The 11,536-nt window shown below is 60.1% G+C and carries 11 protein-coding genes; 7 read left to right on the top strand and 4 right to left on the bottom strand.

Annotated elements, in window-relative coordinates; all coding sequences use genetic code 11:
* Window positions 1-5: 5 nt before the first annotated feature.
* On the bottom strand, window positions 6-1,349 hold the full coding sequence (locus FJ404_02350; protein MBM3821726.1) for a class I SAM-dependent rRNA methyltransferase: 1,344 nt from the start codon (window positions 1,347-1,349) through the stop codon (window positions 6-8).
* The gene (locus tag FJ404_02345) at window positions 1,259-1,651 is read right to left on the bottom strand and encodes a hypothetical protein (GenBank protein ID MBM3821725.1); all 393 of its coding nucleotides are present in this window, start codon (window positions 1,649-1,651) and stop codon (window positions 1,259-1,261) included. Before FJ404_02345 ends, FJ404_02350 begins: the two co-directional genes overlap by 91 nt.
* A gap of 199 nt (window positions 1,652-1,850) precedes the next feature.
* Here FJ404_02345 and FJ404_02340 point away from each other — a divergent pair, with 199 nt between their 5' ends.
* Entirely contained in the window at window positions 1,851-2,207 is a 357-nt protein-coding gene (locus FJ404_02340; GenBank protein ID MBM3821724.1) for an iron-sulfur cluster assembly accessory protein, read from the top strand.
* A gap of 18 nt (window positions 2,208-2,225) precedes the next feature.
* On the opposite strand, the gene FJ404_02335 is transcribed toward FJ404_02340, so the two are convergent.
* Window positions 2,226-3,104: an HAD family hydrolase gene (locus FJ404_02335; GenBank protein MBM3821723.1), complete on the bottom strand. Its 879-nt coding sequence runs from the start codon at window positions 3,102-3,104 to the stop codon at window positions 2,226-2,228.
* Window positions 3,105-3,253: 149 nt separating this feature from the next.
* Here FJ404_02335 and FJ404_02330 point away from each other — a divergent pair, with 149 nt between their 5' ends.
* The 5 genes from FJ404_02330 to FJ404_02310 all read left to right on the top strand — a co-directional run bounded on the left by FJ404_02330 (window position 3,254) and on the right by FJ404_02310 (window position 9,384).
* Window positions 3,254-3,658, top strand: a complete 405-nt coding sequence (locus FJ404_02330; GenBank protein ID MBM3821722.1) for a response regulator — start codon at window positions 3,254-3,256, stop codon at window positions 3,656-3,658.
* Between the two features lie 63 nt (window positions 3,659-3,721).
* Window positions 3,722-5,146 carry a hypothetical protein gene (locus FJ404_02325; protein MBM3821721.1) on the top strand — a complete coding sequence of 475 codons (1,425 nt, stop codon included), beginning with the start codon at window positions 3,722-3,724 and terminating at the stop codon, window positions 5,144-5,146.
* A 19-nt stretch (window positions 5,147-5,165) separates the two neighbouring features.
* The gene (locus FJ404_02320; protein MBM3821720.1) at window positions 5,166-8,060 is read left to right on the top strand and encodes a c-type cytochrome; all 2,895 of its coding nucleotides are present in this window, start codon (window positions 5,166-5,168) and stop codon (window positions 8,058-8,060) included.
* Between the two features lie 2 nt (window positions 8,061-8,062).
* Window positions 8,063-8,758: a 2-C-methyl-D-erythritol 4-phosphate cytidylyltransferase gene (ispD, locus tag FJ404_02315; GenBank protein MBM3821719.1), complete on the top strand. Its 696-nt coding sequence runs from the start codon at window positions 8,063-8,065 to the stop codon at window positions 8,756-8,758.
* Window positions 8,759-8,766: 8 nt separating this feature from the next.
* Window positions 8,767-9,384 (top strand): uracil-DNA glycosylase family protein, encoded by a 618-nt coding sequence (locus FJ404_02310; GenBank protein MBM3821718.1) that lies wholly within the window; start codon window positions 8,767-8,769, stop codon window positions 9,382-9,384.
* A gap of 19 nt (window positions 9,385-9,403) precedes the next feature.
* Here the strand turns inward: FJ404_02310 and FJ404_02305 are convergent, their stop codons facing one another.
* On the bottom strand, window positions 9,404-10,267 hold the full coding sequence (locus FJ404_02305; protein MBM3821717.1) for a TIM barrel protein: 864 nt from the start codon (window positions 10,265-10,267) through the stop codon (window positions 9,404-9,406).
* A gap of 348 nt (window positions 10,268-10,615) precedes the next feature.
* On the opposite strand from FJ404_02305, the gene FJ404_02300 reads away from it, so the two are divergent.
* Window positions 10,616-11,467, top strand: coding sequence for a type II secretion system protein (locus FJ404_02300; protein MBM3821716.1), 852 nt, complete (start codon window positions 10,616-10,618; stop codon window positions 11,465-11,467).
* The last annotated feature ends 69 nt before the right edge of the window (window positions 11,468-11,536 follow it).

Below are 11,536 nucleotides of genomic sequence, written 5' to 3'. Positions count from 1 at the left end.
GCCGTTCAGCGTCGCGTTCCTGCTTTGAGCAGGTAAATGCACTTGAGATAGGCGGCCTCCGGAAAACACGCGGGGTGATCCGCGGGCTGGCCGGTGGTTTCAAGCACCCGAGCAAGGCGCGGGCCTTCCCGTGTCGCTTCCTGGACGACTTGGAAGAAGTCCTTCGCGCCGACCTGGGCAGAGCAGGAAGCGGCGGCCAGAATTCCGCCGGGCCTCAGCCTTTTCCAGGCGTTTCGGGCCAGATGTTCATAGCCTTGCAACGCGGACGGGCGATCCTCCGCTCGTTGGGCGAGAGCCGGGGGGTCGAGCACGATGAGGTCGTAACGGGAGGCGCCGGGCGCAGCCAGCCATTCAAATGCGTCGGCGCGAATCAATTCATGCCCGGCGTCACGGGGCAAGCGGAGGCCGCGATTTCGTTCGAAGTTCCGACGTGCGCTGTCCAACGCGCGGGGGTTGGAATCCAAACTCTCGACGATCAGGGCCCCGCCGCGCGCGGCATAAAGGGAAAACCCTCCGGTGTAGGCGAAGGTGTTGAGCACGATCCTGCCCCGGGCCAGAGATTCAACCCGGACACGATTCTCGCGTTGATCCAGAAAAAAGCCGGTTTTTTGACCACGCAGCACATCGGCTTCGAAAAGGAGCCCATGTTCCTCGAATAGTACCGGGCTGGAATCTCCCGGCAAGGACCCTGCGATCACGGTGCCATCCCGTCGGCCTTGCTTCTCAGCCTCGATCGCCATGTTGCGGCTGAGTCTCAGAACGATGGCGGCGGGGGCGAGTCTTTCCTGAAGTAAAGGCACCAAAGGGTCGAGCCAGGGCAGCCAGGCCGCCGTGTAGAGTTTGAGCACCAGCACGGGTCCGTATCGGTCGAGCACCCAGCCGGGCCAGCCGTCATTTTCACCATGAATCCAGCGCCAGCCTGTGGTGGATGGATCGAATCGCTTTTCTCGAATCGACAGAGCCGTCTCCAGCCGCTGCCGCCACCAGGCGAGGTCGATCGTGACGGGCGACCCGACATGCAACATGCGGACGCGGAGGGGTGAGGTGGCGTCATACCACCCCAGGCCTAGAAATCGGTCGCGCGTATCGTAAACCACCGCCATCTCGCCGGTCTTGCCTGGACGGCTCAGACCAGCGATCGAATCCGCGAACACCCATGGATGACGCTGCCGGACTTTTCGCTCCGCGGCAGGAGTCAGATGAATTCTGAGCCTCGATGCGGCCTTCGCATCTCCGGTTGATGGAGCAGGGGAGCCTTTCACGCAGCCTGATTGGGGAGCGGCAAGGATGCTTCGCGAATCATCCAAAGCCGATAGCAGCCCAGGACCAGGGCAAACGCTGCCGCGCATCCGTAAAAGCTGTAGCCCTCATGCCACCGCACCCAGACGGCTTCGAGCCACAAGTCCAGAATGACCACCCCATGGCACACCTGGTCGAACGTGTTGACGAAGGAGCGCCTTTTCGCCGCAGCAACAAGGAGAGCGGTTAAGAGGACGGCGATGATCCACCCGCTCGGTGCCACCCAGGCTGTCGGCATCATCAGCCAGGCATGGAAGGTCAGCAGGTAGATCACCAGGAGGACTCCGCTGAAGCCCCAGGAAACTCGAGTCGCAATCCCGCTCGATTCACAGGGTGCGCTTGAGATCGACATGAGTCCAATCTGCGCGAAGTCCGCCGGGGGATCAATGCGCATCCCTCCGCGCAGGAAAGCATCCCGGGCCGGGTCGCCTCGCCCCAAACCGCCCTTGGGTTCGACGACCAGGATTGAATCCGTCGCAATGGCTGATGACCCTTGCGCTCCGGTTGACAGCCCCCCGGCCCCGGGCCTAGGCTAGGAGGGTATGGAAACGATGCCCTCCCAGCCTGCTGCCTGCACTCCATCCGTCGTCTTGCTCAGCGACACTGCGGTCGCGGAGATTCGTTCCATGGTCGAGCGCGATCCAACCAGCGCCGGCAAGTCGCTGCGGGTTTTTGTGGAACAGGGCGGATGCTCGGGCATGAAATACGGCATGGTGTTCGATGAACAGCGCCCTGACGATCACGTGGGCGAAACGGGCGGGGTCAAGGTGTTGGTGGATCCCTTCAGCGCCCCGTACGTGAAAGGTTCAGTGGTCGATTTCTCCGACGCTTTGACAGTCGGCGGCTTCAAGATCAGCAATCCCAACGCCAAGCAAAGCTGCGGATGCGGCAAGTCATTCGAGACCTGACCGTTTTCACGGCCTGTGTTACCAGCGGGGGTGTTCCGGCAGGCAGGCTTCAAATTCCTCGATCAGCTTCTTCTCGTAATCTCCGGCGTAGGCGCCAGAGAAAAAGCGGTCCAGGGCCTCGTGGAAGAGGCGGTTCCAACTGGCTTCTTCCGCGCCCGGGTTGATCGGGAAAAAGAGCGCGCCGTTGGACTTGGCCGCCTTTTGATCTCCAGGCGCGTCGCCGATCATCAGGATCTTTTCAGGAGCGTATTTCTCCTTGGCCGCAAAACGGAGATGCTCCGTTTTCGTGCCCATTTCCTGTCCGGCAATCATTTGGATGAACCCGTCGAGGCCGTGCTCGGACCACTCGCGCATTAACGCGTCGGTGGGCGTTTGTGAAATGCACATGGCGTCCGCCCGTTCGTTCAGTTTGGCCAGGGCTTCGCGAACGAGCGGGAAGGGGGGCACGCCATGAACGATGTCTTCGACCGCGGCATTGACCGCGTCGGACCAGGCCTTGGTCTGGACGAGGTCCTGATTTCCGGATTTCACTTCGGCCGCGAGGGTGGCGTTGCCGAGTTTGGTTTCGCGGGCGATCCAGGCGTCAAGGGCCGCGGATTCGGCGACGCGCACGTTGCGGGCGGTGACTTGCGGGCGATGGCGCAGCAGGGCGAGGGAGCGTGACAGGGCGGGGAATCGGTTGGCGCCTCGCGTCTTGGAGTAAAGGTTGACAAACTCCCACACTTCGCGGGCGTATTTGCTCACGGCCTGCAGTTCGAAGTGTTTGATGAACATCGGGGCGAAGCACTCCTTGTGCTTGATTTCCATGCTGTCGAAAATACAGCCGTCGGAATCGATGCCGATGAAGAACTCCTTCGAGGGTTTGAAATCGCGCAAGACTTGGGCTGGGTCGCTCATAAACGTGGCTCTTTAGGGGGGCCAAGAAGAAAAGGAAAGGCCGTGGGAGTCAAATCGAAATCGTCATCAAGCTGTTCTTCGCAAAAGAGTTGCTTCGATGGGACAACTTTGGTTCGCTCCATTTGCATGAGCGCAATTTGGCGGCATCCATGAACCACACCAAAGCGCAGTACATCCACCGGGTTTTGGTCGTCGATGACGACGTGGAGCTCTGCCTGATGTACAAGGAGTTGCTGGCGTGCCAAGGCTACATTCCCATGACGGCTCCCAACGGGGTTGAGGCGCTGCGGTTGATCATGAAGGAGGACATCGACGCGGTCATCTGCGATTTGATGATGCCGCACATGGCGGGGGACATGTTTTATCTGGCGGTGGAACGTGTGAAACCTCACCTGTGCAAACGGTTCGTCTTCGTCACGGCCTATGAGGGCCACCCCAACTTCGAAGCCTTCTTCAAAAAGATCAATGCGATCGTGCTCTACAAGCCCGTCACGCTCGGAAGGCTCATGGGAACGTTATCCCTCCTGAACGACCGCATTGCCACCGGCAAGTAGGTGGAGTGCCAGGGTCCGCGGTTTTCCGGGGCGGTGGCCCCTCCGACGCAGCTTGAACGAACCATGAGCATGTTGAGTCCCGAAACGATTCGTAAACTGCCTCCTCTGGCGGGAATCGCACGACTGGAGGAAGGATTTCGTGCCGCACTTTCCGTGGAGGAATGCGTCCGTCGATTGAAACGCTTTCACTATGCCTTCCGGCGGCTGCACCAGATTTTCATCTGGCGGTTGACCTCCGAGCCGGTCTACGAACTCAAAATGGCGTTCAGCCTCCATGCGCATTACTGCGCGGAGCAGGTCACTCAACTGCGCCAAAGGGTGGGGGAGATGAGGGAACCCCCTCTCGGATTGGACACGATTCCCCATCCCGCGCTGGAAATCTTTTTTGACGAGATCCTCGCCTCTCCGGACACGCCCGGCCTCCTGTTCGGGATCTATCGTTCGGCGTTGCCCGCCCTGCACGAGGGCCTCGAACGTTATCGCCGTGAAACGCACGCGCTGGCGGATCATCCGTCCGTGCGTGTTTGCCGTCTGGCGCTGGCCGATGTGGAGGAGATGGCCGAGTACGGAAATGCGGCATGGGAAGCGTGCCAGCAGGAAGCGGCGCATCCCGACTTCGAGGCGTGGAAAGCGATTCTGGCCGGCGCGCTTTGCGCAGCAGGCGGCTTGGATGGCACTCAACCGCAGGCGAATATGCCCGCACGTTGGCACTCGCGGTCTCCTGCCGTGTATGATGGGACGCCCAAGAGAGACCACCGTTTTCCCGACCCCTACAACATGGGCGTCAACGCCGAACTGTTTTTGTACGACGAATCGTTTCCGCCGGCGCCGAAGACCCTGATGATGTTCTATAAGCGCCTCCGGGAAATCGACGTGCCGGAAATGATGGCGAGCATCCTGGCGGAGACGACGGACAAGCCGTGGTCCTATTATCGCGATATGACCCGGCAGCTCTGGGATGAAGCCCGCCACGCCATGATGGGGGAAATTGGCTTTGCCGCCGCCGGCGTCGATTGGCCCAGGGTCATGGTCAACTTTACGTGGTCGCTCGCGCTCAACACCCAACTCAAGCCCATCGAGCGGCACGCGGTGCTGTACTTCATTGAGCAGGGACTTATGCCCAAGACCGGAAAGCGCTTCGAATGGGAGGTGGGCCAGGCGTCGGGCAATCCCCTGGCGGCTTTGTTCCAAGACTTCGACTGGGCCGACGAGGTGTTGCACGCGCGCATCGGAAGGGACTGGTATTTGCCCGCGTTTCCGGACCCGCGCACGGCCGTGGAGTATGGTGATCGATGCTGGTCCCGAGTGTTGATGGGCTGGCGCGAATGGAAGGAACAGGGGCTGACCCAGCACCGGAATTGGTGGCCCGAAATCTACTTGCAGGCCTGCCAGCATTGGAAGATCGAGGCGGATGCCCGGGTGCTGGCCTACCAAACGACTTACGAATCCGTGCGTGCCGACCTCAAAAATCTTTCTGCCTCGTCCTGAAACCATTCGACTTTGATCCATGAGACCGAGACTCCACGCCTCCATGCCGGCCTGGCACTTCCTCGCGAGAGCGGCAGCGCTGATCGGAATTCTCCTGGGGATCGGGATGCCCCAACTGAATGCCGCGGAACGACGCGACGCATGGACCACTTCCCGAGTGACCGGCTCGGCGGAACCTCCCTCCCCCTACCTGAGCGAACGCGCCTTTCCTCAGTTTCGCTTCGCGGAGCCCATCGAATTCGTTCCGTTCCCCAACGGACGCCATGTTGTGATCGCGGAGCTGAAGGGGAAACTATTTCTGGTGGATCCAACCGAGCCGGGCCAACAGCCCGTGCTCTGGGCGGATTTCAAGGCCATTCACCCGGACGTCAGCAACTTCTACGGTCTGGCCTTTCACCCTGGATTCGCCACGAATCGTTGGGTCTATGTCTGCTATGTGCAGAAAGACAGCGATCCGGCGGGCAGCAAAGTTTCGCGATTTCGCGCGGCGGCGCGCCCGGAAGCAGGATTGGAGGCCGAGTCCGAGGAAATCCTGCTGACCTTCCTGGGCGGAGGACACAACGGAGGGTCACTCCACTTCGGCAACGACGGCATGCTTTATGTTTCGACAGGGGACGGACGCGGGCCGGATCCTCCGGACGACCTGAACACGGGCCAGGACCTTGGCGATTTGTTATCTTCGATTCTGCGGATCGACGTCGATCGCCGTGACGCAGGGCGGACGTATGCCATTCCCAAGGACAATCCTTTCGTGGGTCGTCCTGGAATTCGGGGGGAGATTTGGGCCTACGGCTTTCGAAATCCTTGGCGGATGAGTTTCGACCGGACCACCGGCGACTTGTGGGTGGGTGACGTGGGCTGGGAACTCTGGGAAATGGTCTACCGAGTTCAGAAAGGCGGGAACTACGGCTGGAGCGTGATGGAGGGCAAACAGTTGATCAAGCCGGGTGGGAAGCTCGGGCCGACCCCGCTGTTACCGCCAACGGCGATTCATCCTCATTCCGAAGCGGCCTCGATTACGGGCGGCTACGTGTATCGCGGCGAATGGCTTCCGAGATTGAAGGGAAGCTATGTTTATGGAGATTGGGAGACCGGCAAGATCTGGTCGCTCAGGCATGATCAAGGCGCGGTGAAATCGTTGATCGAAATGGTGGACACCACCAACAAGGTGGTGGCCTTTGGCGAGGACCATCAAAGGGAACTCTATTATCTCGATTCCTCCGCCGGCACGGTGCATCGCTTGGTCGAGAATCCGAAATCGGGGCAGCCTTCCCATTACCCTCGGCGGCTGAGCGAAACCGGAATCTTCGACGACACGCGACGCCTCGTTCCGGCGCCCGGCGTGCACGCGTTCACACCCGCCACACCGTTATGGCGTGACGGAGCGGAAAGCTCCAGAGTGGTGGCCCTACCGGGCCGGACACAGTTGGTCTGGACCAACAATGCCTGGGTGATTCCGCGCGATTCGGTGTGGACCAAGACCTACTCCATGGAGGTCTTGGAACCGGACGGCACTCCAAACCGCCGCCGCATCGAAACACAGCTGCTTCATTTCACGGGGGAAAGCTGGAACGCCTACACCTACGCGTGGAATGACGCGCAAAGCGACGCGGAACTGGTCGGACGCGGGGGAGCCGAAAAAACGCTTCGCATTCGCGACTCGTCGGTGCGTGGTGGAACCAGCGAGCTCGTCTGGCGGTTTCATTCCCAGGCCGAATGTTTGCGCTGCCACAATCCGTGGACCGGCACGCTGCTGGGATTTAGTCCGGCTCCCTGGGCGGGAACGCCAAGCCAAAAGGAAATCGCGGCTCACGGATTGCTTTCCGCGGACCTTGTTTCTCCGGCGACCAGTCCCAGCAGGGTTTCAGGGAAAAACGCGGAATTGGAATCCAAAGCGCGTCGATACCTGCACGCCAACTGCTCCCACTGCCATCGCGAGCATGCCGGAGGTTCCGTGCTGATGTTTTTAAATTTGGAGTTGCCCTTGGACAAATGCGGCGTCGTCGATGCCAAACCAGCCCAGGGAGATTTCGAGCTGGCCGATGCTCGAATCGTGGCGCCGGGTGATCCCTATCGTTCGGTGCTTTACTACCGCATGGCCAAGATCGGCAAAGGCCACATGCCTTATTTGGGGTCGAGCCGTCTTGACCCAGAGGGCGTGGCGCTCATTCGAGAATGGATCGCTTCGCTGGGGGAACGGCCGTCTGAACGCCCGGACGCGGAGAGCCATCGGCGGGATCTTGGGACCGCGAGGAAGGGAGGCAGTGATGCGGAAGCCAGTTTGGTCCGGCTGGCGTCGGCTCCCGGATCCGCCCTGATGCTGGCCGACTCGCTGGGTGAGTTTGAGCAGGAGGTAAAAAGACGAGCGATCGAGAAGGGATTGTCATCCGAACATCACCTCGTGCGTGACTTGTTCGAGCGATTCCTGCCTGCGGAACAGCGGGTGAAGTCCTTGGGGGTGGATTTTCCGGACGAAGCCGTCCTGGGTTTGCGAGGAGACGCGTCCCGCGGGCGAAAATGGTTCTTTCAGGAAGGCGGCGCCCAATGTTCAGTCTGTCACCAGGTCGCGGGAGAAGGGAAGGCATTCGGGCCGGAATTGACCCACATTGGCGGAAAATACACGCATGCCCAATTACTGGAGCATTTGCGCTACCCCTCGCGTCTGATCGATCCGGCGTTTGCCGGTTTCGTGGTGGAATCCAAGAAGGACGATGTTCTTTCCGGATTGCTCGTTTCCCGAGGCGAGGCCGGTGTGCAACTGCGATTACAGAGTGGTGAGATCAAGTCGATTGCCCGCGCGGATGTCGTCAAGATCGAGGCTCAAGCCCTTTCATTGATGCCCGAGGGATTGTTGCAAGGCATGACGGCGCAGCAGGCGGCGGATCTGATCGAATTCCTTGGAGATCTCAAGTAGCCATGAACGCCGCCGTGATCGTCGCCGCGGGGCGCGGTACGCGCATGGGTCCGGACGTGGACAAGCTCTTTTTGACTTTGCGAGGAGCTCCGCTGGTGGTGCACACCTGGAAACGGTTTGCGGCTTTGGATTCGGTGCAACAGCTCGTCCTGGTGGTCCGCCAGGGGATGGAATCCGTATTCCACGAACTGGCGGCTGTCCATGGCTTATCCCGGCCGTACGTTTTGGTATGCGGAGGCAAGGAGCGGCAAGACTCCGTCTGGAACGGCTTGCAGGCCCTGGATCCCGGAATCGAGGTTGTCGGCATTCATGACGGGGCCCGGCCCTGCGTGAGTCCGGAATTGATTGAGGAAACCCTGGCGAAAGCCCGGCAGATCGGGGCGGCGGTCGCGGCCCAGAGAGTCACGGACACATTGAAGGAGTCCACCGCGCCCGATTCCCTCCTCATCGCCAGAACGGTGGATCGATCCCGGTTGTGGTCGGTGCAGACTCCCCAAGCCTTCAGGGTGAGCATTCTTCGCGAGGCTCTGGCCCGGGTGAGGAGCGAGGGCCGTCTGGTGACCGACGATACCGCGGCGTGCGAATGGATCGGGCAGCCGGTCGGGTTGGTGGAAAGCCGGACCCCTAATCCCAAGGCCACGACGCAGGCGGACCTACCTTATCTCGAATGGCTTCTCGCCAGGGAAGCTTCCAGATAGGTTGAGCCATGGCACGAGAGAGCTCGTTGGATCGTTTGTTGGCTGAGATTCGTTCCTGTCGCGTGTGCGAGGCGCACTTGCCCTTTCCACCAAGGCCGATTCTCAGAGCCTCCCGCTCGGCCCGAGTTCTGATCATCGGCCAGGCGCCGGGCATGAAAGTGCAGCTCACAGGCATTCCATGGAATGACCCTTCCGGCGATCGGTTGAGGTCGTGGATGAACGTGACCCGGGAGGCGTTCTACGACGAAGGCAGGATCGCCTTGGTTCCGACAGGTTTTTGTTATCCGGGCAAGGGCAGGGGAGGAGACTTGCCGCCGCGTCCGGAATGCGCGCCCCTCTGGCATCCGCGATTGCATTCTGAGCTGGAGGGTGTGCAGCTGACCCTGCTGGTAGGGGCTTGCGCGCAGGCTTATTATCTGGGCGATCGCGGACGGGATTCGCTGGCGGAAACGGTGAAAGCAGCGCGTGATTATCTGCCTCGTTTTTTGCCTTTGCCGCATCCGAGCCCGAGAAATCTCCGCTGGTTCAAAAACCATCCTTGGTTCGAGGCGGAAATCGTTCCCCTGCTGCGAGACCGGTTGACGGTGGTCTTCACGAACTCAACGCGATCGCCTCACGATTCGTGAGCATCGCGCGAGCGACGGCCTAGACGTCGCAGATTTGCACACCTTGCCGAAGCGAGGCCAGCGCGTCCGTCCGTGCGGGGATGAATTCTTGGGCGACGAAACCTTTGAATCCGGTGTCCGCGATGGCTTTCATGATGGCGGGGTAATAGAGCTCCTGGGATTCGTCGATTTCGTGGCGTCCGGGAACCCCTCCCGTGTGGTAATGACCAAAAAAGGCGTGATGCTTCCGGATGGTGGCGATGATATCACCCTCCATGATTTGCATGTGGTAAATGTCGTAAAGGAGCTTGAAGTGCTGGGATCCGACTCGCCGGCAAAGTTCCACGCCCCACGCGCTTTTGTCGCACATGTAGTCCGGGTGATTCACCCGGCTGTTGAGCAGTTCCATGACGGCGACGACGCCATGTTTTTCGACCACCGGCATGATCCGTTTCAAGCCAAGCGCGCAATTCTCAAGTCCTTGCGCGTCGGACATGCCTTTGCGGTTTCCTGAAAAGCAGATGATGTTTTTGAAACCGGCGGCGGCGACCTGCGGGGCCACTTTTTCGTAGAAGGCCACGATCTTGTCATGATGCTCGATTCGATTGAGCCCTTCCGTGATGCCTCCCGGAACGCCGCTGACCATGGCGCAATCGAGTCCATGCTTTTTCACCACGGGAAAATCCTGGACCTCCAGCAATTCGACGGATTGCAGGCCCATGGCTTTGCCCTCGCGGCACAAGTCTTCGAGGCTAACCTTGGGGTAGCACCATTTGCACACGGAATGCCGGATCCGGCCCTTCGTGGCTTTCTCGGCCGCGCCAAGCCGTTCGGCCAGGGAGAATGCGGCGGATGCGGTGGCGACGGTTTTCAAGGCGTTTCGACGGGAGATGATCGTGTTCATGGAAGGCGAGAATGAGTTGTTTTCGATTCAGGAGCCAATCCAGCGGCGCGTCAAATCTCAAAGTCGGAATTTCCAAAGCGCCGCCCAGAGGGCCGAGGAAGCGTGCCGGGTGCGGAGAAATCGATTTAGACCGCTTCGTGTATCCCGAGGTTGTTGGTAGGGCGGGCCTGTCCCAGCCCGCCGCCCACGGGATGCAAAACATCATGCTCCGGCGGCGCGCCGGGACGGACGCGCCTTACCTGCATCACCGGCAACATCGGGATGCACCGCAGACCGCTGTGCTTGGAGAAACACACTTGCACCATCGGATGTCGGTTCCATATTGTCTCCCAGCGACTTTTGAAACTTATGAAATTGTATTCCGAACCTCGGAAATCCGGCCTGTTTAGAGCGGCGAAGCAGGGTTTTACCCTCATCGAATTGCTGGTGGTCATCGCCATCATCGCCATCCTGGCGGGCATGCTCCTGCCTGCACTGTCCAAAGCCAAGACCAAGGCCCAGGGCATCAAGTGCATGAACAACACCCGGCAGCTCGGCCTGGGTTTCATTCTTTATGCCGAGGACAACAGCGACGTGCTGCTGGCCGCCCAGGGACTGGCGGTCAACAACCTGCGCCGCGTCAACTGGATCGAAGGCAACGTCGATTACGGAGCGGATTCGGCCAATGAGCGATACATCACGAACAGTCCCATGTTCCCGTTTGTGGGGCGCTCCTTCGATGTTTTCAAGTGCCCCGCGGATCTCGCCCGCGTCACGGTCCGCGGCCAAAAAGTTCCCAGAATTCGCAGCAACTCCATGAGCCAGGTTTTCGGCAACGGCGAGTGGCTGGATAAGAACTATAACCAGAGCCAGACGGTGTGGCTGACCTATGCCAAAGCCTCCCAAATTGTGAGCGCATCGAAAACCTGGGTTTTTGTGGATGAACACCCGGACAGCATCAATGACGCGGCTTTCGCCAATGCCTGCACGGGTTCCGAGGCCATGGGCACCGCTCAGATTATCGATATGCCTGCCTCTTACCACAATGGCGCTTGTGGGTTCTCCTTCGCCGACGGACACTCCGAAATCCACAAGTGGATTGGCAATACCATCAAGCCCAAGGTCCGCTACGCCTCCGGACTGGCTCTGAATGTTCCGGCCCGCGATTCGTGGGTCGATGTCCGTTGGATGGGCGAAAACACCACCGTGCGGCGGAACTAATTCCTATTCCCCGTCAAACCGACTCTCGACCGCCGTGCCGGGTTCCCTGGCGCGGCGGTTTCATTTTGG

Source organism: Verrucomicrobiota bacterium (assembly GCA_016871495.1).
Classification (GTDB): Bacteria; Verrucomicrobiota; Verrucomicrobiia; order Limisphaerales; family VHDF01; genus VHDF01.
The sequence above is the reverse complement of the archived record's forward strand: the minus strand, read 5'-3'. Positions and strand labels throughout refer to the sequence as shown.

What these genes read in the sequence shown, in the direction of transcription:
- FJ404_02300 (MBM3821716.1), top strand. Translation starts at nt 10,616, where the DNA reads ATGAAATTGTATTCCGAACCTCGGAAATCCGGCCTGTTTAGAGCGGCG.
- FJ404_02345 (MBM3821725.1), bottom strand. Translation starts at nt 1,651, where the DNA reads ATGTCGATCTCAAGCGCACCCTGTGAATCGAGCGGGATTGCGACTCGA.
- FJ404_02350 (MBM3821726.1), bottom strand. Translation starts at nt 1,349, where the DNA reads ATGCGCGGCAGCGTTTGCCCTGGTCCTGGGCTGCTATCGGCTTTGGAT.
- FJ404_02340 (MBM3821724.1), top strand. Translation starts at nt 1,851, where the DNA reads ATGCCCTCCCAGCCTGCTGCCTGCACTCCATCCGTCGTCTTGCTCAGC.
- FJ404_02305 (MBM3821717.1), bottom strand. Translation starts at nt 10,267, where the DNA reads ATGAACACGATCATCTCCCGTCGAAACGCCTTGAAAACCGTCGCCACC.
- FJ404_02320 (MBM3821720.1), top strand. Translation starts at nt 5,166, where the DNA reads ATGAGACCGAGACTCCACGCCTCCATGCCGGCCTGGCACTTCCTCGCG.
- FJ404_02325 (MBM3821721.1), top strand. Translation starts at nt 3,722, where the DNA reads ATGAGCATGTTGAGTCCCGAAACGATTCGTAAACTGCCTCCTCTGGCG.
- FJ404_02330 (MBM3821722.1), top strand. Translation starts at nt 3,254, where the DNA reads ATGAACCACACCAAAGCGCAGTACATCCACCGGGTTTTGGTCGTCGAT.
- ispD (MBM3821719.1), top strand. Translation starts at nt 8,063, where the DNA reads ATGAACGCCGCCGTGATCGTCGCCGCGGGGCGCGGTACGCGCATGGGT.
- FJ404_02310 (MBM3821718.1), top strand. Translation starts at nt 8,767, where the DNA reads ATGGCACGAGAGAGCTCGTTGGATCGTTTGTTGGCTGAGATTCGTTCC.
- FJ404_02335 (MBM3821723.1), bottom strand. Translation starts at nt 3,104, where the DNA reads ATGAGCGACCCAGCCCAAGTCTTGCGCGATTTCAAACCCTCGAAGGAG.